General features: G+C 33.1%; 20 protein-coding genes and 1 other RNA gene. 6 read left to right on the top strand and 15 right to left on the bottom strand.

Translation table 11 applies throughout. The features are described from left to right. Position 1: 1 nt before the first annotated feature. The 11 genes from pdhA to fadE form a co-directional block, all read right to left on the bottom strand. Positions 2 to 1,114: a pyruvate dehydrogenase (acetyl-transferring) E1 component subunit alpha gene (gene pdhA, locus MN187_RS07510; protein WP_117973217.1), complete on the bottom strand. Its 1,113-nt coding sequence runs from the start codon at positions 1,112 to 1,114 to the stop codon at positions 2 to 4. 439 nt (positions 1,115 to 1,553) lie between these two features. Then, complete coding sequence (gene mgtA, locus MN187_RS07515; protein WP_233519183.1) at positions 1,554 to 4,160, bottom strand: magnesium-translocating P-type ATPase; 2,607 nt, start codon at positions 4,158 to 4,160, stop codon at positions 1,554 to 1,556. 301 nt (positions 4,161 to 4,461) lie between these two features. Then, complete coding sequence (locus tag MN187_RS07520) at positions 4,462 to 5,118, bottom strand: MIP/aquaporin family protein (protein ID WP_117973429.1); 657 nt, start codon at positions 5,116 to 5,118, stop codon at positions 4,462 to 4,464. Between the two features lie 27 nt (positions 5,119 to 5,145). After that, positions 5,146 to 6,009 (bottom strand): YtnP family quorum-quenching lactonase, encoded by an 864-nt coding sequence (locus tag MN187_RS07525; RefSeq protein WP_117973219.1) that lies wholly within the window; start codon positions 6,007 to 6,009, stop codon positions 5,146 to 5,148. 22 nt (positions 6,010 to 6,031) lie between these two features. Then, the gene (locus tag MN187_RS07530; RefSeq protein ID WP_117973220.1) at positions 6,032 to 7,318 is read right to left on the bottom strand and encodes an acetyl-CoA hydrolase/transferase family protein; all 1,287 of its coding nucleotides are present in this window, start codon (positions 7,316 to 7,318) and stop codon (positions 6,032 to 6,034) included. A gap of 40 nt (positions 7,319 to 7,358) precedes the next feature. Next, a complete protein-coding gene (locus MN187_RS07535) occupies positions 7,359 to 8,144 on the bottom strand; it encodes an enoyl-CoA hydratase-related protein (RefSeq protein WP_117973221.1) in 786 nt (261 codons plus the stop codon). 14 nt (positions 8,145 to 8,158) lie between these two features. After that, complete coding sequence (locus MN187_RS07540; protein WP_117973222.1) at positions 8,159 to 9,013, bottom strand: 3-hydroxybutyryl-CoA dehydrogenase; 855 nt, start codon at positions 9,011 to 9,013, stop codon at positions 8,159 to 8,161. A gap of 18 nt (positions 9,014 to 9,031) precedes the next feature. Continuing rightward, the gene (locus tag MN187_RS07545) at positions 9,032 to 10,150 is read right to left on the bottom strand and encodes an acyl-CoA dehydrogenase family protein (RefSeq protein ID WP_241699412.1); all 1,119 of its coding nucleotides are present in this window, start codon (positions 10,148 to 10,150) and stop codon (positions 9,032 to 9,034) included. A gap of 26 nt (positions 10,151 to 10,176) precedes the next feature. Continuing rightward, positions 10,177 to 11,358, bottom strand: coding sequence for an acetyl-CoA C-acetyltransferase (locus MN187_RS07550; RefSeq protein ID WP_242093736.1), 1,182 nt, complete (start codon positions 11,356 to 11,358; stop codon positions 10,177 to 10,179). A gap of 263 nt (positions 11,359 to 11,621) precedes the next feature. Continuing rightward, positions 11,622 to 12,524, bottom strand: coding sequence for a LysR family transcriptional regulator (locus MN187_RS07555; RefSeq protein ID WP_117973225.1), 903 nt, complete (start codon positions 12,522 to 12,524; stop codon positions 11,622 to 11,624). Between the two features lie 171 nt (positions 12,525 to 12,695). Beyond that, positions 12,696 to 13,898 carry an acyl-CoA dehydrogenase FadE gene (gene fadE, locus MN187_RS07560; protein WP_117973226.1) on the bottom strand — a complete coding sequence of 401 codons (1,203 nt, stop codon included), beginning with the start codon at positions 13,896 to 13,898 and terminating at the stop codon, positions 12,696 to 12,698. Positions 13,899 to 14,175: 277 nt separating this feature from the next. Here fadE and MN187_RS07565 point away from each other — a divergent pair, with 277 nt between their 5' ends. After that, positions 14,176 to 14,598 carry a cupin domain-containing protein gene (locus MN187_RS07565; RefSeq protein WP_117973227.1) on the top strand — a complete coding sequence of 141 codons (423 nt, stop codon included), beginning with the start codon at positions 14,176 to 14,178 and terminating at the stop codon, positions 14,596 to 14,598. 79 nt (positions 14,599 to 14,677) lie between these two features. On the opposite strand, the gene ffs is transcribed toward MN187_RS07565, so the two are convergent. Together ffs and tadA are read right to left on the bottom strand one after the other, a co-directional pair. Then, positions 14,678 to 14,777: signal recognition particle sRNA small type (gene ffs / locus MN187_RS07570), an RNA gene on the bottom strand. Positions 14,778 to 14,784: 7 nt separating this feature from the next. Further along, positions 14,785 to 15,315: a tRNA adenosine(34) deaminase TadA gene (gene tadA / locus MN187_RS07575; RefSeq protein WP_117973228.1), complete on the bottom strand. Its 531-nt coding sequence runs from the start codon at positions 15,313 to 15,315 to the stop codon at positions 14,785 to 14,787. 83 nt (positions 15,316 to 15,398) lie between these two features. Between tadA and MN187_RS07580 the strand changes: the two genes are divergently transcribed. Then, entirely contained in the window at positions 15,399 to 16,259 is an 861-nt protein-coding gene (locus tag MN187_RS07580) for a helix-turn-helix domain-containing protein (protein WP_117973229.1), read from the top strand. Here the strand turns inward: MN187_RS07580 and MN187_RS07585 are convergent. Further along, positions 16,256 to 16,954: a zinc metallopeptidase gene (locus MN187_RS07585; RefSeq protein WP_242093738.1), complete on the bottom strand. Its 699-nt coding sequence runs from the start codon at positions 16,952 to 16,954 to the stop codon at positions 16,256 to 16,258. The two genes, MN187_RS07580 and MN187_RS07585, sit on opposite strands and share 4 nt — an antisense overlap. A gap of 255 nt (positions 16,955 to 17,209) precedes the next feature. Here MN187_RS07585 and MN187_RS07590 point away from each other — a divergent pair, with 255 nt between their 5' ends. The 3 genes from MN187_RS07590 to MN187_RS07600 all read left to right on the top strand — a co-directional run bounded on the left by MN187_RS07590 (position 17,210) and on the right by MN187_RS07600 (position 20,752). Next, positions 17,210 to 18,715, top strand: coding sequence for an AcpB/EbpR/MafR family transcriptional regulator (locus MN187_RS07590; protein ID WP_117973231.1), 1,506 nt, complete (start codon positions 17,210 to 17,212; stop codon positions 18,713 to 18,715). Positions 18,716 to 18,726: 11 nt separating this feature from the next. Continuing rightward, positions 18,727 to 19,905 carry a GGDEF domain-containing protein gene (locus MN187_RS07595; protein ID WP_241699413.1) on the top strand — a complete coding sequence of 393 codons (1,179 nt, stop codon included), beginning with the start codon at positions 18,727 to 18,729 and terminating at the stop codon, positions 19,903 to 19,905. Between the two features lie 64 nt (positions 19,906 to 19,969). Further along, entirely contained in the window at positions 19,970 to 20,752 is a 783-nt protein-coding gene (locus tag MN187_RS07600; RefSeq protein WP_241699414.1) for a PHP domain-containing protein, read from the top strand. Between the two features lie 45 nt (positions 20,753 to 20,797). On the opposite strand, the gene MN187_RS07605 is transcribed toward MN187_RS07600, so the two are convergent. After that, on the bottom strand, positions 20,798 to 22,594 hold the full coding sequence (locus MN187_RS07605) for a heavy metal translocating P-type ATPase (RefSeq protein WP_242093740.1): 1,797 nt from the start codon (positions 22,592 to 22,594) through the stop codon (positions 20,798 to 20,800). A gap of 189 nt (positions 22,595 to 22,783) precedes the next feature. Here MN187_RS07605 and MN187_RS07610 point away from each other — a divergent pair, with 189 nt between their 5' ends. Beyond that, positions 22,784 to 23,734, top strand: coding sequence for an AEC family transporter (locus tag MN187_RS07610; RefSeq protein WP_241699416.1), 951 nt, complete (start codon positions 22,784 to 22,786; stop codon positions 23,732 to 23,734). Positions 23,735 to 23,749 lie beyond the last annotated feature (15 nt).

Consider the following 23,749-nt stretch of genomic DNA (forward strand, 5'->3'; position numbering starts at 1 on the left):
TTTAGTTCGACTCCTTTGCTTCAAATGTGTCAATTTGTTCTTGGATTAATTTAGGTGTTACTTCAAACATGTTTTTCAAGAAATCTGAAACTTTTTGTTTTGGTGCTGCATCAGCTGCTTTGATAGCTGTTTTGATTTCTTCTTTAGTTTGTTCAATAACTTGTTCTTCTTTTTCTTCAGACCATAAACCTTTTTCTGTTAAGTAAATTCTGAAACGAGTTAATGGATCTTTTGCATGCCACTCATCTTCAACTTCTTGAGTACGGTATCTTGTTGGATCGTCCCCTGATAATGTGTGTGGTCCATAACGGAATGTTAATGTTTCAATTAAAACTGGTCCGTTTCCTGCTGCTGCCCATTCACGAGCTGCTTTAGTTACTTTATATACTGCTAATGCGTCCATACCATCTACTTGAATACTTGGAATACCAGCTGCGATACCTTTTTGAGCTAATGTATTAGCGGCTGTTTGTAATTCACGTGGAGTTGAGATGGCATAACCATTGTTTTGAATAAAGAATACAGCGTTTGCTTTGTAAGCTCCTGCAAAGTTGATTCCTTCATAGAAATCACCTTGTGAAGAACCGCCATCACCTGTATAAGTAAATGCAACGTTTGGTTTGTTGCGTTTTTTAAGACCTAAAGCTACGCCAGCTGCTTGCACATATTGTGCTCCGATAATGATTTGTGGTGGTAAAGCTTGTAAACTCTCAGCATATTCACTACCTGCTGCATGCCCTCTTGACCATAAAAATGCATCTCTAAGTGGTAAACCATGTTGAATTAATTGTGGAACATCACGATATCCTGGTAATAACACATCTTCTTTATCCATAGCAAATTGACTTGCTAATTGACTTGCTTCTTGGCCAGCTGTTGGTGCGTAGAATCCTAAACGTCCTTGACGGTTTAATGCAGTTGAACGTTGGTCTAAAACTCTTGCCCATACCATTCTTGTCATTAATTCTACTAATTCTTCATCTGATAAATCAGGTAATAAATCTTTATTAACAACCTTACCATCTTTATCTAACACTTGAATCGTTGGAAAATCTGCGTTAATGTCTTCCATCAATGCTGCAAAATCAAGTGGGTTTACTTTTTTCTTAGCCATATTGTTACACATTCCTCTCTTTTTTACGTAATCATATTGGTTTCTCAAACAGGAAAAAAAACTGTATTACTTTTTTTCAATTTGACAAATTCAATTTAACATGACTTTATTCACATTGCAAGCAATCCGCTCGATTTTTTTATCTTAAAAACCTTATTGAATAACGTTGTGAAAACATAGTGAAAAATATCACTTTACAAGTTTTTTTATCTATCAAATTTAATTTCTATGTAAAAAAAACAAAAACTGTATCAGTTGAAACAAAAATCTGTTATATATAAAATTCTTTAAAAACGCTATCTTACATGGTTCCAGACTAACTCACTCTCTTATCTCAACAAATTTACCCTATTTACTAAAAAAAGAACCCTTTATCTCAAAGAGTTCTTTTAATTCAAAACATTATTGTTTTTTTACGAAGAAAGTGATTAAATTCACGTTATATCCATTTATGATATTTTTTTATATAAAGTTTTTTAATTAACTGTTGCAATACTAAATAAGAAAAGCTGATAACAATCAACCAAATCCAATACTCCCTTGGTAATTCGCCAAAATCAAATGCTTGTCTTAATGGTTCAAATAAAATAATACACAGCCCTGACCCGGTAGCTAACGCACTCATCATTAACATTTGTGGGCTAGCAACACTTTGGATGAAAGGTATTTTTTCCGTACGAATGACATGAACAACCAGTGTTTGCGTAAATAATCCAACTAAAAACCAACCAGATTGAAACACACTTTGCTGTGCAACTGTATTCGCACTTATCACAAACCACATCACAGCAAAGGTGATAATATCAAAAACACTACTGATTGGCCCAATGAAGAGAGTAAAATGCAACAGATTTTTTATATCAAATCTTACTGGTTTCATGATTTGCTCTTCATCGACATTATCCCATGGCATAGCAAGTTGCGAAATATCATACACTAAATTTTGAATCAACAATTGAATCGATAGCATAGGTAAGAATGGTAGAAACGCACTAGCAACTAAAACGGAAAAAACATTCCCAAAGTTAGAACTAATCGTAATCATGATATACTTCATCATATTTTTAAATACTTTACGTCCTTCTAACACACCATCTTCCAATACAACTAAACTTTTTTCAAGAAGAATGATGGAACTTGCTTCTTTTGTAATATCAGCCGCAGTATCAACTGAAATCCCAACATCTGCCGCTCTTAACGCTGGAGCATCATTGATTCCATCTCCCATAAACCCAACTGTTTCACCTTGATCTTTTAACGTATTAATAATTCTTGCTTTTTGCATTGGGTTTAACTTCGCAAATAGTTGCACGTCATTCACTGCTTGTTTTAATTCGTCATCCTCCATAGCGTCTATATCTGTCCCTATATAGGATTTACCGACTTCAATGCCGACATCACGACACACTTTTCGGGACACAATTTCATTATCTCCTGTTAATACTTTTACGTTAACTCCATGTTGATGCAAGGAAGAAATCGCTGTAACGGCTGATTGTTTTGCTGGATCTAAAAACCCAACAAACCCAACTAGTATCATATCAGATTCATCACTAACAGCATAAGTCGGTGTGTCATGGACGTCTCGTTTATAAGCGACCGTAATCACACGCATCCCTTGTTCATTCATTCGTCTGTTTACATCTGACATTTGTTCAATCAACTCATCAGTGAGTGGAACAATTTCGTCATCAATTTCAACATATGAACAAATGGCCGACATCTCTTCAACGGCTCCTTTAGTTATCATCAATTGATGGCCATCCCTTTTTAGTGCCACTGTCAAACGACGCCTAGAAAAATCAAATGGAATCTCATCTATTTTTTCAATTTTATCTGTTATCATTTTATCTGGATTGGTTTCATAATAATTAATAATGGCATGATCCATTAAATTTTTCCAACCTGTTTGATAGTTTGAATTGAGATAGGCCATGTCTAATACTTTTTGATTTGAATCCCCTAAAGGACTAACATGTTCTACTAATACCACTCGATCTTCTGTAATAGTTCCTGTCTTATCAGTACAAAGAACGGTCATTGACCCTAAGTTTTGAATAGCATTTAATTCTTTTACAATTACTTTTTTCTTAGCTAGTGTTTGTGACCCTTTGGCTAAGTTACTAGTCACAATCATCGGTAACATTTCTGGTGTTAACCCAACTGCAACTGCTATCGCAAAGAAGAACGCCTGTGTCCAATCCCCTTTTGATAAACCATTTATCAAAAATACGACTGGGAACAATACTGTTACCATTTTTAATAATAATTTACTGATACGATTTAGATCACGGTCAAAACTTGTTAACGCGCGGGCCGTACTAGCAGATTCCGCAATATCGCCAAAGAATGTATCTTGACCTGTTCTTAAAATAATGACTTCACCTTGACCACTCAAGATATCTGTCCCCATAAATACTAAATTATTTAGATCAATCGCTGAGGTATCTTCATCCACTTTTACATCGACCTTATCTGACTCAAATTTTTCAACAGGCATTGACTCCCCTGTTAAAGAAGACTGATTAACGAACAAGTCTTTCGTCCAAATAAGAACCCCATCAGCTGGTATCATATCTCCAGCTGATAAGTATACAATGTCTCCAGGTACCACATCTTCCATTGGTCTTTCTTTTATTTCGCCATCTCTTTTAACCGCACTAGTATGTTTCACCAAATTTTGTAATGACAGTGACTCTTTTTGTGCTTTGAAATCTTGAGCAAATCGAATAAATGCACTGATTAAAATCATCGTACTCATCACAAGAACCGCTTCAAAATCTTTTGTCAAAGCAGACACAACCAATAAAGCTGCTAAAACATAAATAAATGGATCCATAAAAGACTCCAGTAATACACGATACCAAGGTTTAGGCTTTTGTACATTTACCTTATTCTCGCCAAATTCATCTAGCCGTTTTTCAGCATCTTCAGAGCTAAGTCCATCAGGTGAAGTGCGAAACTCCATCATTAATTCCCTAGCACTTAAGTTAGATAACTTTTTTAACTCGTCATTCTTTTTATTTACTGATTCTTCTTTTGCCATGTGCATTCCTCCTACAACTAAAGTCTCTCCTTTATCATAACATGCATGAGAATTCTTTTCATTTAATCTGAGTTTTTATAAATAAAGTGTACATTATTTATAAAATAACAATAAAAAAACTTCATAATAAACAATTTATTGTACAAACACTCCTTATAGTATAACGTTTCAATCTATTTCCCCCTTCATATTGTAGCGTTATTAGTATTTTTATTATGTCATACACCTCGTTATTAAATCGTTGTTTATTTGTTGTATAAAAAAACAACCACAATCAATTGACTGTGGGTGTTGGTATTATCTATTCTTCTGTTTGTAATAATGTTTTTGCAATCACTGCAGAGATTAAACCACCTACTAATGGTGCTAAAATGTATAACCATAGTTGACTCATCGCGTCACCTCCAACAAATATTGCTGGCGATAAACTTCTCACAGGGTTTACTGACATGCCTGTTAAAGGAACCCCAATAAAATGTAACATTGTTAAAGTTAAACCAATTGCTAAACCATTATAAGAGGTTTCACCTTTTTTACTTGTCACAGACATAATAACAAATACTAAAATGGCTGTTAGCGTCATTTCAATGATAAATGCGCCTGTTGTTGAAATACCTTGATAAGTTGTTTGAGCTAGGTTATCTACACCTAAATCAGTCATTCCTAAAATCAATCTTAGTAACCCAGTACCAAGTATCGCTCCAATAATTTGTCCAACAACATAAACAATAAAATCTTGGACACCAAGACGTTTATTTACTAAAAAAGCTAGTGTTACAGCTGGATTCAAATGTGCCCCAGAAATTTGTCCGATTGTATTAGCAGCAACCATAATCGCTAAACCAAACCCTAGACCAATCCCCAACGTTCCAACAACATTACCACTTAATACTGCAGTACCTGTACCAATAAAGACTAAAAAGAATGTCCCTATTACTTCTGCTAACCCTTTTTTTATCAAAATACTTCCCCCTATATTTTACACTTACCTTATAATTCTCTCTCTGGACCTCTCCAAAGTGTCAATCATTTCTTTTCCTTCATTGTCCCACTGAATCATTCGATAAAAGGCATCATGATAGAAAATAAATTTATAGTTGTTTTCATAAGCTTCTTTTAATAATTTTTCTTTATTTGCTATCGATGTCATTGGGTAATCATCATAAGCTAGAACCCATAAAGGATTTTGATGAGCATGTGTTGGCATAATATCTGCCATATGAATCATCGTCTCACCTTGTTGTTCAAATTTTATCACAGCATGTCCATTACTATGCCCACCTGTATGAATTATTGTCAAACCTTCTGCTACTTCAATTGATTTGTCATAAGTAACCACTTGATCAACGATTGGTTCCCAATTATAGGCCCAATAAGTACTCTTCGAGCGTATATTAGGATGTTGCATTTCTTCCCACTCAATGGCTTGAACATATATTTTTGCATTTGGAAAGACAGATACATAACCACCATCGTCAGTTGGTTTAGTTAATCCAGTTGCATGGTCAAAGTGCATGTGAGTCATTAACAGAAAGTCAATGTCTTCAAAAGTCAATCCTAATTCTTTTAAAGATGACTCAACTTCAGACTCCCAAGCAACACCGAAAATCTTCTTTTGTTTATCCGTAAATTTTCCATTTCCTACACCAGCGTCAATCAAGTAATTTTTACCTTGATATTGAATTAATATAGGGTCTGTCGGTAACTCAATCTGATTTTTTTCGTTCACTGGATATTTTCTTGTCCAGACTGGTTTTGGTACAACACCAAACATCGCTCCACCATCCAAACAAGTCATTCCACCTTCTAACCAGGTTAATGTCATATCATGAAACGTTAATGTATCCATCTGATTTCCTCCTAGTAGTTGATTACATATAGTTCATTTCTTTAGCTTTTGCTTTTAATTCATCTCTAAATTTAGGATGAGCAATATTGATTAATCTTTCAGTTCGTTCAAAAATTGTACTACCCTTTAATTCTGCACTACCATATTCAGTTACAACTGTATCAATATCATTTTTTGATGTTGCAACAGGAGCACCTTCGAATAAAGTTGGTACGATTGTCGAAATCTCATCATTTTTAGCTGTCGAGTATAAACAAATAATTCCAGTACCACTCTCTGTTAAACGTACCCCTTTCATAAAATCAGATTGGCCGCCTGTCGACGAATAGTAAAGCCCTTTCACTCTTTCTGAATTACATTGACCAAGGAAATCAACTTCAATAGCAGAATTAATCGCAAATAAGTGTTTCATCTGACTAATTGTGTCAAAACTATTTGTGTAGTCACACGGTAACATTAAAATGTCTGGGTTATTATCCATGAATTCATAAAGTCGCTTGCTTCCGATGGCAAAAGTCGCAACTGACTTACCATTATGAATTTCTTTTGCACTATTGTCAATAACACCTTTTTCAGTTAAGTCAACTAATTTTTCAGGAAGCATTTCTGTATGCAATCCTAAATGTTTTTTCTCTGTCAAATATTCCATTACAGCATTAGGCATTGCACCAAAACCAATTTGCAATGTGTCACCATCTTTTACTTTTTTCGCAATTTCACGACCAACAGCTAAATCTTTTTCATTTGGTGTTGGACTAACAAGTTCTGGTAACTCAACATTATTTTCAATTAAAGCATCGACTTGGCTGATGTGAATTGTATTTTTTTCACCAAATGTTCTTGGCATATTTTCGTTCACTTCTAAAACAATTCGTTTAGCACCTTCGACTAATGAGGCAACGTAAGATGGACTAGTACCTAATGAAAAGTTTCCATCTTTATCCATTGGCGATACTGTTGCCATGATGACTAATTTGTCACCTTCACGTTTTTTCAAAATAGAAGGGATGTCAGAAAAATGATTTGGTAGCAAATCAATGTTTCCCGCATTCATTCCTTTTCTATCCATGCCTGATAAAAAGATTGAAATTTGGCGTAATTTTGATTTTTCTACATCAACTATTGGAAAACTAGGTAGCATACGATATAAAGAGTTACCCTCTAATGTATCCATTTCACGAATAGCATCTAATAATGCGGGTGGTTCACCTGGCATAATTGGAAAAATAATAGCATCTCCTGGTTCAATCACGCTGACTGCATCTTTTGCTGACTTAATTTTTTCATTATATAAGTTATCGTAATTCATAGTTAAACTCTCCTTATTATTGTCAGTATTTTCTGAATTTTCAGTTTTTTTCAAACTTGGGTTTACGTTTATTGACGAATGCATCCATACCTTCTGTTTGATCATTCGTTGAAAATAATGAGCCAAATACTTCTGCTTCAAGTCTTACTCCATTAGCTAAACTCATTTCAATACCCGAATCAATTGCTTCTTTACTTAGTTCTACCGCAAGTAGAGCATTTTTTCTAATTTGATTAGCTAAATCCATTGCTTCTGTTTGTAAATCATCAAAACTAACCACTTTATTTACTAATCCTATTCTTAAAGCATCATCAGCTGACACAATTTTACCTGTGAAAATTAATTCTTTTGCTATACCTATTCCCACAAGTCTTGTTAATCGTTGCGTGCCACCAAATCCTGGTATAATCCCTAATCCAACTTCTGGTTGACCGAATTTTGCATTGTCTGAAGCAATTCTCATATCACACGCTAAAGCTAATTCACAACCGCCACCTAAAGCAAATCCATTCACACAAGCAATCGTTGGTTGTCTTAATGTGCTTAGTTTTAAAAAGACATTATTCCCAATTTCTGAAAATGCACGTCCTTCAAACACTGTTTTATCTTTCATCTCTGAAATATCTGCTCCAGCAACAAAAGCTCTTTCACCTGTTCCTGTTACTAATAACACATCGATGTCTTGTCTAGAGCTCACTTCATCAATGGCTTTATCTATTTCTTCTAAAACTCCTGTGCTTAGAGCATTCAACATTTTAGGTCGTTCGATTTTTAATGTCCCAACACCATTTTCAGCAGATAAACTTAAGTATTTATATGTTTTCATTCATGATTCCTCCATTATTTTTTGTAGTTATAAAAACCTTTTCCTGTTTTATTTCCTAACCATCCTGCTTCTACATATTTTTTAAGTAGTGGTGCTGGACGATATTTAGAATCATTAAATCCGTCATATAACACGTTCATAATAGCTAAACACGTATCTAGTCCAATATAGTCTGCTAATGCTAAGGGTCCCATCGGATGGTTTGCGCCGAGTGTCATTGACTCATCAATTTCTTCAGCTGTAGCAACGCCTTCACCTAAAACAAATATTGCTTCATTAATCATTGGAATTAAAATACGGTTTACTGCAAATCCTGGTGAGTCTTTAATATCAATTGATACTTTTCTCATTTTACTTGCTACATCTAAAATAGATTTTGCTGTTTCATCACTTGTTGCCATACCATGGTTAATCTCAACTAATTTCATCAGTGGTACTGGATTAAAGAAATGCATTCCGACTACTTTTTCTGGTCTACTTGTTACTGAAGCGATTTCAGTAATTGATAAAGAAGATGTGTTTGTGGCTAAAATTGTATGTTCTGGTGCAATCGCGTCTAACTGTTTAAAAATATCTAATTTAATTCTTTTATTTTCTGTTGCAGCTTCAATAATCAAATCAACGTGTTTTGCATCATCATAAGATGTTGATAGTGTGATTCTATCTAAAATTTTTGTTACTTCATCTTCTGTTTTAGAGCCACGTTTAACTGATTTTGCTAAAAACCCTTTAATTTTTTCCAAACCGTTTTGTGTTGCTTCTTCCGTTATGTCATTCATATAAACATCGTAGCCAACTGTTGCTAAGACTTGAACAATACCATTTCCCATTTGTCCTGCGCCGACAACCATTACCTTTTTAATCTCCATTTTTATACGTCCTTTACTTTACATTTTATTATCTATCCACGGTTTTGCTATGATACGTCTTAATCGATTAGATGATGATCCATATATCGCTGTAATTTTTGCATCTCGTACAAATCTCTCGATATCATTGTTTCGCATATAACCATAACCACCACTCATATTTATAATACTTTCTGTTGCATCAATTGCTAAGTTAGATGCAGTTAATTTGGTCATCGCGACCATGCGTTCATCTTGTTCTTGCTCAGAATTAATTACCTGTATCAGTAAAGACCTAGCAGAATAAATTCCTGTTTCAATATCTGCTAGCTTAAATTGTGTAGAGGTCATATCGATTAAGCGTTTTCCTAAATTTCTATCATAAGACACATATTTCAATCCTCTATCAAGTGCTCCTCCTGCGATTCCTAAGGATTGTGCTGCAACTGCTAGACGGTTTCGATTTAAAATAGATTGAATCTGAACTAATCCATCTGTTACGCCACCTAATAACTGCTTATCTGATACTTCAACATTTTGTAAGGTCACACTGGCAACAGGGAGTGCTTTAATCCCCATCTTTTCTTCAAGTTCACCGACTTTTATGCCATTGGTCTTTTTATCAATGACAAACACAGCATAGCCTTCATCGCCATCAAGACTCATAGTTTTAGCCGCAATCAGTAACACACTGGCAATAGGAGAATTTGAAATATAATCTTTGTTTCCTGATAATACCCAACCTGTTTCTGTTTGTCTGGCAATCGTATTCATTTCTTCAATTTCGCTACCTGTAATAGGTTCATTTAAAGCAAAACAGCCATAAAACTCACCAGTTAATGCTTTATCTAAGTACTGTTTCTTTTGTTCTTCTGTTCCAAATTGTGAAATAGGCCAAGCACAATGACTTTCTTGTGTGAGCAGAATACTACCAAGTGCTGGAAAATTTTTAGAGACTAGCCGAATAACGCTTAAGTAATCATGATAGGTAAGATTATTTAACTGTTTATATAAACTTGGCAAAATATTCATTTGAAATAAATGTTTCATCTGTTCTTCTGGAAATTTATCTACCGTATCGTAATATCTTGCTACTTTTGCTAATTCTTTATGAGAGTAATTCATCACTTGTTGCACTAGCTCATGTCTTTTTTCCATTGTGCTTACCCCTTTACTTCACTTAATTAACCACGCTTAACAACTAAAGCGATACCTTGTCCGCCACCGATACATAGAGTTGCTAATCCATTTTTCGCATCACGTTTTTTCATTTCATGTAGTAATGTTACTAAGATACGTGCACCACTTGCTCCAATTGGATGTCCTAGAGCAATTGCGCCACCATTAACGTTTGTAATGTCTTCATTTAATCCTAATTCTTGCATCACACTCATTGCTTGAGATGCAAACGCTTCATTTGATTCCACTAAATCTAAATCTTCCACTGTTAAACCAGCTTTTTCTAATGCTTTTTTAGTTGCAGGGATAGGACCTGTTCCCATAATTGTTGGATCAACACCTGCTGAGGCATATGATTCGATTGAAGCTAAAACTTCTAGGCCTAACTCATCTGCTTTTTCACGTGACATTAATACTAGGATTGCTGCACCATCATTCACGCCAGATGCGTTACCCGCTGTAACAGTGCCATCTTTTTTGAAGGCTGGACGTAAGTTTGATAATTTTTCTACAGTAGAACCAAAACGTGGGAATTCATCATCTTTAAAGATAACTGGTTCACCTTTACGTTGTGGAATTTCAATTTCAACGATTTCTTCTTTAAAGCGTCCTGATGTAACAGCTGCTTCTGCTTTATTTTGACTTTTTGCAGCAAATTCATCTTGTTGTTCTCTTGTAAAGCCAAATTTTTCTGCAATGTTTTCTGCAGTGATTCCCATGTGGATTCCGTGGAAAGCATCTACTAAACCATCTGATAACATTGTATCGATTACTTTAGCATCTCCCATACGTTTACCCCAACGTTCACTTTCTAAAACATAAGGTGCTTGACTCATACTTTCAGTCCCACCAGCAACAACAATCTCATTGTCACCTAACATGATAGATTGAGCAGCAAGAACAACTGTTTTTAATCCTGAACCACAAACTTTATTAATAGTGAAGGCTGATTTTTCTTGAGGAATGCCAGCGTTTATTGCGACTTGACGTGAAACGTTTTGTCCTAACCCACCTGATAAAACATTTCCTAAAATCACTTCGTCAACTAATGATGGATCTAAATTAATATCTTTTAAAGATGCTTCTAATACTTTTTTTCCTAATTCAACGGCTGACATATTTTTAAGACTTCCACCAAAACTTCCAATTGGACTTCTTCTAGCTGATACGATTACTACTTCTTTCACTTATATTTCCTCCTATAGCGCCAATTAATAAAGCGCTTCATTTACACTTATTATTTTATATCGAAACATAACAAAAATCTAACAAGTAAATATAATTTATACTATTAGTTAAACTAATAGACTTTAAAAATCTTATTAAACAAGGTTTTTATAGACTCTTTCATTAAATATTAGCATAATAAGTATAATTTTCTTTTAACATTTGATAATTTTATATTTTAATAAAAAAAACATGAATCAAAAAGAGTCATGTTTCTACAAAATTAAATCATTGGTTGATAAAAGTAACTAAGAATGGATTCATATACTTTACTTTCAACTTCAGAATAAGTCGCTTTTATCGGTCTACAAAGTAATACATTAAACGGAATTGGATCCTTAAATGGAATCTCCTTAAACAACGTTTTATCCATTGTTCTCTCAATTGGAGAAGGTAGAATTGTAACAATTTTAGATTCTTGAGTTGCTTCTACTAAATAGTCCCATGAAGAGGATTGAAACATAATTTTTGCTTTACTTTTTATTTTTGCTAATTTATTTCTAACCAATTCATTTGTGGTAAAACTCTCATTGAAAGTTCCAATCGGATAAGGTTCTAAATCTTCCCAGTTCAACATTTTTTTATAAGCAAGCGGATGATCATGATACACAAATGCCGTCATTTCATCAATCTGAATGACATGTTCTTCAAATGCTTTAGGATCTAAACTTGTTGGCTCAATTAAAATAGCATAGTCTAAATCATTTTGAAATAGCATTTTTCTTAATTGGTTACTCCCACCTTCAATGATTTCAATTTGAATATCTGGATTGGCTAGAGTGAATTTCGGGAAAAACGAAGAAAAGAAAATACGTAAAATCAGCGAAGGAAGCCCTATACGAATCGTTCCTTTTTGTTTTGCTGCTTCTTTTCTTACCATATCATTCATTTGCTCATGTAACTTAGTAATTTGTTGAGCGTAAGCATATAATTTCTCTCCACTTGGCGTAAGAGAATCTAAACGACCGTTTTTTCGATAAAACAAAACCAATTCCTCATTGGCTTCAAAATTTATAATCAACTGACTCAATGCAGATTGTGTAATATGAATTTTTTTTGCTGCTAAAGACAAATTACAACCACACTCGACAATATTCATAAAATAATATAACTGTTGAATATCCATGCTGTTAACCCCTTCTAGCTTCTTTCTTTTAAGAATACTCATACGCTAAATAAAAATCAACATAAAAGCGTTTGTCCGACAAAAAAAGCTACTAAATCCATGACTAATTTAGCAGCTTATACTCTATTTAATTCAAAAGTTTGTGATAATTGGAAAATTAATAATTAAAAATTAAACGAAAGCTCCTTGTCCAGTTAAGTAACGCCCAACAATTAGTGCGTTAATTTCGTGAGTTCCTTCATAAGAGTAAATTGCTTCACCATCAGCGAAGAATCGAGCTACGTCAGTTTCTAATGTAATCCCGTTACCACCACATACTTCACGACCTAAAGCAACTGTTTCTCTCATTCTTAAAGCATTATGCATTTTAGCCAATGCAGAGTTTTCTTCTAAGAATTCACCTTGTTCTTGTAAGTTAGCTAATTGTGCAGAGTAAGCTAATGTTGCGACAACGTTTGCTTCCATACGAGCTAATTTTTCTTGAACTAATTGGAATGAAGAAACTTTTTTACCAAATTGGTCACGCTCTTTAACATATTTAAGTGCAGCTTCTAATGAACCATAAGTCATACCCATTGCTAAATGAGCGATGTCCGCACGTGTTGCGCGTAAAATACGAGCAACATCTTTAAATCCATTAACATTTTCTAAGCGAGTGCTGTCGTCAACTTCAACGTTATCTAAATAGATATGACCATTTTGTACTTCTCTTAAAGCAACTTTATTTTGGATAACATCAACTCTAAGTCCTTTTGAACCACCAGGTACGATGAAACACTTAATTTTGTTATCAGCTGTATCACGAGCAAAAATTGGTAAGATATCAGCAGTGTTTGCTCCACCAATCCAACGTTTTTCTCCGTTGATAACCCATTTGTCGCCTTTTTTCTCAGCAGTTGTTGCAAGTCCACCAGCAATATCTGACCCATGATCTGGTTCAGTTAAACCAAAACATCCTTGCCATTCAAATGACGCCACTTTTGGTGCGTAATGAGCGATTTGTTCTTCACTACCACCCATTAAGATTGTGTTGTAGCATAATCCACCATGAACTGTATAGAATGTTGCGATTGAAGCGTCTAATTTAGCAAGTTCTAAATATAAAAAGGCATTATATAATTCACTTGGTTTACGTTTTCCTTCACGTCCTTCAAATAATAATGGACTGTTCATTACACCAACTTTAGCAATTTCACCAAATGCTTCAAATGGGAATTCAGCTTTTTCCCAGTGCTCATTAATAACTGGTTTTACTTTTTCTTCTAGAACTTTTCGTAAATTTTTAAGAACAGTGAATTCACCTTCAGTCAACCCTCTTGAAAAGGCATACAAATCTAACGGATAAAACTCTTTCAATTCTTCTAAATATGACATGTTGTGTTCCTCCAAAAATTTATTTTTTGTTATTTCCTACTTACAATCAAATAATAATCCGTTTTCACGAACATTGCTACTTAACAAAAATTATGTAAACTATTAGTTTTATTAATACTTTTATAAAGCCTTTACATTATTTAGTTTTTGCTCTTTATTCTATGATAAGAGTTGCCTTTTTTTTAGATTATAATAATTATCAAATAATAACAATTAATTGTAAACGGATTATTTTATGTTATGATAGACATATAAAATAGCATTGGAGGAATAGATAATGAGTTTTGATTTTACAGACAGAGGACAAAAACCAGTAGTAGAAAACGTTGAAGAATGGACCTTGGCAAATGACAATTACCGTACAACTGTATGGACAGGCAAAAAAATGCAAATGACTTTAATGTCCATTCTACCTGGGGATGATATTGGTTTAGAAGTCCACCATGGTATTGACCAATTTTTACGTATTGAAGAAGGAAAAGGGTTATGCAAAATGGGAGATACTGAAGATAATTTAACATTTGTTAAAGAAGTTTCTGATGATGATGCCATTTTTGTTCCAGCAGATATGTGGCATAATGTTGAAAACATTGGTGATAAACCATTAAAACTTTATACTTTATACGCTGGTCCAGATCATTTACCTGGAACCGTTCATCCAACTCATCAAGATGCTATTGATGACCCTAATGAAGACTAAATAATATAAAACAAATGCCACAGCGAGCAACTCACTGTGGCGTGTTTTTTATTAATTTTAAGCAAAAAAAAATAGGCTTAACACCTATATAAAATCAGACACATGGTGGCACCAACTTAGTGCTGCTTCCTTCCAGATCTGACACGCTTCATCGGTCCACCATTGTCCTAGCCATAACGGCATGTATTATTGTACAACATTTTTTAATAGATTACTAGTCTTTTTTGCTTCTTTCTTTCTTTTTCTTATTTCTTTAAAAAAATGGGTTAATATTGTACTACATTCCTCTTCTAAAATTCCTTGTTCGACGTAACACTCATGATTAAAGCGACTATCTTGCAATAAATTCATCAAAGAACCTACTGTGCCACCTTTTGGATCCATCGCTCCAAAATAAACGTTTTCTATCCTCGATAAAAGAATTGCTCCGCTACACATTGGGCAAGGTTCAAGAGTGACAAACAAGTGAGCTTTTTCTAATCGCCAGCTCTCCACTTGTCTGTTTGCTTCTCTTATAGCAATCATTTCGGCATGTGTTGTAGCATCTTGTGAAAATTCACGTACATTATGTCCACGCCCTATGATTTTCCCATCCAAAATAACTACCGCTCCAATAGGAACTTCCCCCATCATATTAGCTTTTTTAGCCTCTAATAAGGCTTCATTCATATAATATTTTTTTTCTTGTTCTGATAATTTATTTAACTTCTCTAACATTTTTTAACCCCTCTATAAAAGATGTTTTTAAACTTTAGTTTTATGTTAGAATAACTTTAACATAAAATAAAGGATGATTTAATTTGAATAGACAACTACTTCAAACTCTTTTTCCTAATGGTTATTTCAACTCAGCGTATCACAAAGAATCAACTAAGTTGATAATTCCTATTGATAATGAATTCTTTTACATTTCAAAACAAGACATCTCACCTAGGGAAGAAACCCTACTAACTGAACTATTAATCAAACAACCCTTAACAAAAAAAATTGGCGGTCATCTTTGGTATGATTATTTATTTAATCAAGCTGAAATCCCTACTTCACCTGACTATTATCGTATCATTCAGATTAAAATAAGAAAAGATTCAGTTAATAAAAAATCTTGGCTTACTCATTTGTCAAAGCTATTTGATTCTATCGTTGATTCGTTTTTTATTGATGAAACGTCCGCTATTTTAATTGAAAAACGAACCTCTGTTTCCTATTCTTTTCAAGATATTAAAGCTATGCTTCTAACTTTGGAAAGTGAATTTTTGATACAAACAACAGCTTTTATTGGTCAATTTTATCAGATCTCTCCAGAATTCATTACCTATTTTAAAGAAGAAAAAATAATTTTTAATAAATTTGTTTATAATTATCATCCAAATGATGTTTTCAGTTTTGAAGATGTCGCATTAGAATATCTAACCAAAAAAGCCATTAAGGAAAGCCCCTTAATGACTAAATTATACACATCGACTATTTTTGATAAAGATACTATTCTAATGATTAAAACATTATGGAATGAAAAAGGTAATATTACCTCCAGTGCCAAGAAGCTCTATACTCATCGAAATACTTTACAATATAAACTTGATAAGTTTTCGGAACAAACAGGTATTTCTCTCAAAAATATGACTGAACTAACGCTATGTTACTTATGGATACTGTCGCTCTAGTTTCTATTATTATTTCCAAATAATAAAAATAGACGTAATACTTGTAAGAGTGATGCTACAGCTGCTGCGACATAAGTTAATGCAGCGGCCGTTAGTACTTTTTTTGCCATAACTAATTCATCATCTTCTAAAATATGATTTTCACTCAATATAGCTAATGCTCGCCGTGAAGCATTGAACTCTACCGGTAAGGTCACAACTTGAAAAAGAAAAGTTAAAGCAAAACACCATAACCCTATCGTCACTAATGCTGGTGTGGCACTAAAAAATATGGCACCAATTAAAATTAATGGAATAGATAGTTTAGCGCCAAAGTTAACGACTGGAACCATCGCAATCCTTAATTTTAATGGAGCATAATGTTTTTGATCTTGAACAGCGTGTCCACATTCATGGGCGGCGACACCAATCGCTGCAACTGACCTTGAATCTGCTACAGTTTGTGATAAACTAAGTATTTTCGTACTTGAATTGTAATTATCCGTCAAGTCTCCTGATATCTGTTGTACACCAACATTATGGATACCAGAGTCTTGTAAAATCAAACGAGCAACATCTGTTGCTGTGTACCCTTTTCTATTCATCACTTTGTCAAATTTTCGGTAAGTGCTATTCACATAACTAGATGCTACCATTGATAATAACATACCAATAATCACCAATATATAGGTGCTATCAAAAAATGGATAAAACATATTTCTATACCCCCTTATTATTGTCTCAATAACATTGTAACAGATTTTATAAAAAACATTTATAAAATAAATCAAATTTAGTAGTAGAAATCCTCTACTTAACAGTGTTTTAATAAATTCTTAATATTCTACATGGGTATTTTTGTTAAGTAGATTTTTTATACAAAATAAGGTATCTTTATAAGGTAAGGTTATTTTGAATCCTAATAACCACGTGACTATTATAAATAAAACTCATATGAAAGGAATACATCTATGCGTGAACTTCTAGATACTCCCACTCAGAGACGACTTCACATACTTGAACAACTTAATGAAGTCTCTAATTGGATTAGCTCTAATGAACTGGCAAAAAGTAATAATGCCTCATTAAGAACGATAAATAATGATGTGAGTTATTTAAAAGAAAATTGGTACCCACATCTACTCATTGAAACATCTAAAAAAAATGGGGTGCGTTTACAAACACAACCCAGTAGTCATATTGAGGTAGTTTATCGATACGTCCTAAAAAATTCAGAAGCTTTTCGTTTAATCGAATCTGTTTTTTTTGACACCACACTTAGTATAGAAAAATGGGGTGAAAAGCTATTTATCAGTGAATCTTCCTTGTATAGAATCACAGGGGATGTTTCAAAATCATTAAAAAAATATGGACTTACTCTCGAAAAAAAACCGTGTCGCGTGATTGGGAAAGATGAGTTTTTTGTTCGATTTTTCTATACAAATTATTTTTTCGAAGCATATCAAATTAATGAGTGGCCTTTTCCTTCTGATAAGAAAAAAACCATTCAATTTGTGAAAGATATTGTAGAGTATTTTAATGAAGAGGTCTCCGAAAAAGACCTGCTACTTATTAGTTATCTTCTTTGCATATCACTAACTCGTCAAAGCCAAGAATTTTTTATCGAAGGATATGACAAAAATATCTTTACAAAAGAGATGTATCACTCACTCAATCGCAATGCAAACGACTTAGCTAATATTGCTAAAGACTATGGCTTATTAATTAACGATCAACTCATCTATGATTTGATGTTTTCCTTGTATTACCATTTAATTAATTGGCATTCTGAAGAGGAATATCTACACGTTACAAAAGAAATTAAGCACTTAATGAAAAATATTCGAAATGTGTTTGATTTCACTCTAACCAATCAGTTATCTGATAAAATTGAGAATTCAATGAAACATACTTATTTAAAACATACAATCTATCCCTATCCAAATTATATTATTTTTAATAAAAAATTTTATAACGCTATAGCGATAAAAAAATTATTTCCTACCATGGCACTCGTGATTGAACAAGAATTAATCAAATTAGAAAAATCAACTGACTTCCCATGGTATACTGATTATTTTTATGAAGTACTTTGTACAATTATGATTCAATGGACGGACTTACCAACATTATTAGAAAATAAAAAACAAAAAGCTAAAATTCTTGTTATGAGTAGCCTAGGGTATGACCATTCAGACTTCTTATCTAAAATGATTCAAAAAAACTTTGTTAACAAAGCTATCATTGAAGCATATACACAATCTGTTATTTTTATTGATGATATTCCAAAAGAATATTTTCAATCTTACGATATTATTATTAGTACATTTGACTCTGAAATATTGCCGCAAGATAAATTAGTTGTTATTGATGATATTCCATCAAATTCCGATTGGGGGACAATCCGGCGAGCAATTAACAATACTCATCAACTAGATGAAAAAGTAGTCACTTACTTAAATAATAATTATTACTAGGAGTTTTATACATGTTAGATTTTGTTAATGCTATTTTAATCAACTTGTCTATCATCGTTAGTACTGCATTGACTCTTTATTTCCTATCTGTTAGACAATCTTTGACAGATAATCAAGTTGATTCAGATTTTATGAATCATACCGGTCACCTTTTGCTATCTAAAAACCATCAGATTTTTTTAGGAATCATTGTAGGCATACTCTGTTTTTTTATTTCATTAAACAAAATACCCGTTCCTTTATATGGTGGAATCAGCGTTGATGTTAGATATTTGCCCATCTTTTTTTCTATTTATTATGGTTCAACATTAATAGGAGTATTTAACGGTGGCACACTGATTATTTTAAAACTAATCCAATACAGCCTTAGAAGTGCACATATGTATGAAATTTTTAATAATATTTTTCTGACTATTTCACTCGTTATTTTAGCTACTATCATAAAGAAACAACATTTTTCACAAAAAAAATCAGTATTAATTTTTCTTGTCGTAGCCTTGTCAATTCGATTAGGGACATTTTGTATCCTTTTTTCTCCACCTACGTCGATTAAAGTATTAATTAATGTTTTATCATACATTATGATTTTTTCATTAGTCTTTTTATTTACAGCATGGTTAATTGATTCATCTATCTCAATTTCCAAAACAATTCATGTTTATCGAACGTCATCAATTTATGACCATCTTACAAAGTTATACAATAAAGAATCATTCTATTTTTTCTTAGATCATGTTTACCATGATTTAATTATGAACCAAGCAACTTGTGGAGTTGCCATATTAGATATTGATAATTTTAAACAAATCAACGATCACCATGGTCACTTAGCTGGAGACCAGGTTTTAATTCATATTGCTAATCTATTAACACTAGATAAGCCATCTTTAGAATCTCCTAGAATTTGTCGAATCGGAGGAGATGAATTCGCGATGATCTTTAAATCACCTATAATTCAGCCTGAAGAGTTTATCGAAAAAAAATTAATACAAATAAACCAAACTCCTTGTATTTATGAAAACTTAACGATTCCAATAGAAATATCTTGTGGTTTAGCTATTATTAAAAAAACAAGTATTAAAAATAAAAATTTTAGTACTGAAGATATGTTCAAATTAGCTGATAGCATGCTTTATAAAGCAAAAAAAATTGGAAAAAACCAACTCGTTACAACTTATCGAACTATTTAAAAAGCTTTAAAAATGGGTACTCCAATTTTAAAGCTTTTATATTAACTTAAAAGAGGGAAATTGTATGAATTATTATGACCAACATTTACATACTCATCATTCATTTGACTCGGAAGAATCATTTGAAAATTATTTAAACACTTACTCACCTGACTTTTTCGTTACAACTGAACACCTAGATTTAAAGAACCCCTGTGTCAATGGCAAAGACAGTATTCCTGATTACCACCTATACAATGAAGAAATTAATCGCCTGTCTCTTAACACTCATACCAATCTTCTCAAAGGAATAGAAATAGGTTATGTCAATACTCAAGCTACATTACTTAACGATTTTCTAAAAGGCAAAGAATACGACGTTATTTTACTTAGTATTCACCAAAATGGCGTATTTGATTATATGGATGACGATGTTTTAACATTAGATACAGATGTTTTAATCAGTGATTACTATTCTAGAATGTTAGATGCTGTTAAATCAGCTAAATTTGGTAATATCTTGACACACTTTGATTATGGTGTGAGGCGACTTAATTTATCCGTTAATGAGTTTAGACTAATAGCTGAACCTTATTTAGTTAATATTTTTAAAAACATCATAGAAAAAAATATTGCCTTTGAACTAAATGCTAAAAGTTTTATCAAATATGGTAACAAAGAGCTTTATGAATATGCGATTCCTTTATACATCTCTTTAGGAGGAAAATTATTCACTTTAGGATCTGACGCCCATGTTGCAGAAGATTATGAATTAGGATTTAAAGAAATGAAAAACTTATTAATTAAAAACGGCATCTTTGAATTAGCTGTCTATCAAAAGCAACAACTAATTATGGTAAACATATAAAAAACGGCAAACATTCAAGAACCATATGAATGTTTGCCGTTTCTTCTATTTGTCTTTTCTTGCTCTTAATGCTGATAAAATAGACACAGTATCCACTACTTCTTGCAACATGGCACCGATTAGTGTCGGAATAATTCCTAAACTAGCAATAAGCATCAAGATAACACAAATAAAAATACCAATCAACACTGATTGCTTTGCTATCTTCATTGTGTTTTTGGATATGTCTATCGCATCTGTCACTTTGGACAAATCATCTTTTAAAATAACAGCATCTGCACTTTCACTAGCAGCGCTTGAACCATGAGCCCCCATTGCTATTCCAACATCTGCCATTGCAAGGGCTGGTGCATCATTCATCCCATCTCCTACCATAATAGCTGGAGAATTGGTTTGCGTTAATTCTTTAATAATGTCTATTTTTTCTTGTGGTAAACATTTTGCATGAATTTCTATGATACCCACGATATCCCCAATTTTTTTTGCTATTTGTAGATTATCTCCTGTAATCATTAAAATACGATTGATGCCTAATTGTCTTAATCGTTTAATTGTTTTTTGTGATTCAGGCCGAACAATATCTTCAAATTCGATGTTTCCAACGTATTTATCATCAATAGATACATAAACTGCCGTATTCTCAGTTGTAGAGTGTATAGTGTCAGCTACATAGTTAGCTTTTCCCACTTTAACTAATTGATCCTTTATCTTTCCTTGTACACCTTCACCCGTCACTTCTTTCAATTCTGTCACATCCAACAAATCAATTCCCTGTGATAAAGCATATAATACTAAAGAACGTGCTAAGATATGAGTTGATTCTTGTTCAATACTCGCTGCCAATTGGATAAGTACTTTATCTGATAAAGTATCTTTAATACTTGTAATCCTATAAACATCTAAACTTCCTTCGGTTAATGTCCCAGTTTTATCAAAAGCAATACTTTGCGCATCAGATAATTTTTCAATTGTTGTTCCTGTTTTAACTACAACGCCATGTCGACTTGATCGACTCATACCTGCTACAAGTGCTATAGGTGCTGCTAAAATCAATGGACAAGGTGATGCAACAACCAATACTTGAGCAAATCTTACAGGATCTTTTGAAATAAACCATGCTACACCACCAATTAAATAAGAAATAATTGTAAAAGGAACAGCATATCTATCAGCCAAACGGACAAAATTTGCTGGCTTAGATTCAGATTCTTTGACTAATTTTACAATCGTTTGATACTGACTATCAGCAGCAATCTTTGTCACTTTAAATTTAATTGCCACGTCCCCATTAACAGAACCCGACATAACACTATCATTCACTTTTTTTTCAATGAATCTTGACTCACCTGTCAATGAGGATTCATCAAAAGAGGAGATTCCCTCGATAATTGTTCCATCTACTGGAACAATTTCTCCAGGTTTTACTAAAATCACATCCCCTACCTTCACTTCTTCCACGCGATAATCTACCAACTTATTATTTTCTACTTTATGAGCAATTTGAGGCGTATTATCAAGTAGTGTTTTTAGTTCTTTCCCAGCTTGACCTGCTGCATAATCTTCCAAACTATCCCCACCAGTTAACATCACTAAAACCATTAAACTTGCCCAATATTGCCCAACGGCCAGAGTAGCAACAATAGCAGTAATAGCTAAAATATCCACACCATATTTTCCTGATTTTAGGGTTTTAATCATGCCAATAAACATAGAAATAGTTGTCATACCACCAATAACTATAACAATCCAATATGCTACCATAGACTGATGACATACAAATTCAGCAATCAACGCTATGACACCTGCAAAAATAGTTAATAAAAACTTCCTCAAATTTGTCATATTAATTCTCCTATCATTAGTCTTTTATCATATTTTATCACTAATGTCTTTAATCAAATAAAAATAATACTTAAATGAGAAAAGTAATCATTTAAATGTTGAAAAGCCATAGAATCTTCTTATTTTTTTAGTGATTGAGTGATAATTTTCTTATACAATAACGACTGACTATAAAAAGGAAGTGACACAATGTTAACAAGCTATTCAACCATTCTCGTTCTATTCATCATTATCTCATTAGGTTATTTTCTATCAAAAAAGGGAATTTTTACCAAACAAGTTGGAACAGCCTTATCATTTTTTGTTATTAATTTTGCCTTACCTTTAGAAATATTTCTTCGTATCACTCGTGATTTTACCAAACAAAGACTCCTTTTATTATTCAAAGACTCCTTTTTTCCAGTATTAACGATTAGTTTAGTATTTGTTATCGGATATTTGATTGCTCACCTATTAAACATTGCTAAACATCAAATTGGAGCCTTTACTCTGTGCTTTTCATCTCCTAGTGCAGCATTTATTGGTTTACCAATTATTTTAGGCTTATACGGTGATAAAGGTCTACCTTATGCTTTATTAGCCTATATTGTGACTAGCGTATCTACCTGGACAATTGGCGTGATGTTGCTTAACCACGATAGTAATCTTACCTCGAGTAAACATAATGCTTTTGATATCAAACGAACAGTAAAAGAATTATGCAGTCCTCCAATAATAGCCTTTTTAATCGCCAGTATGTTTGTTTACTTTAATATTCCAATTCCTTCAATCGCTACCTCTTTATTTGGCTATATTGGGGAAACAACTTCTACCTTGGCAATGCTATACATTGGGACAACCATCTATGAAACCGGAATAAAAAATTTAACTTTTTCAAAAGAAACTGTTGGAATTTTAATAGGACGTTTTGTCGTTTCCCCATTAGTAGTCATACTACTAGCAACTTTCTTTCATCTTCCCCCAATAGTGGGAGCAGTTTATTTGATTCAATTTAGTATTCCTGTATCAAATACCGTGGCAATACTAGCTGGTGAAAAACAAATAGATGTCAGTTTTACAGATGCCTCATTAACCTATTCTTTATTTGCTTATCTTTTAGCATTTCCTATCTTAATGAAGTTAGTATCTATCTTTTTTTAATCAAAAAACCAGCTA

It is taken from the genome of Vagococcus sp. CY52-2 (genome assembly GCF_022655055.1).
In the GTDB taxonomy this organism is placed as follows: Bacteria; Bacillota; Bacilli; order Lactobacillales; family Vagococcaceae; genus Vagococcus.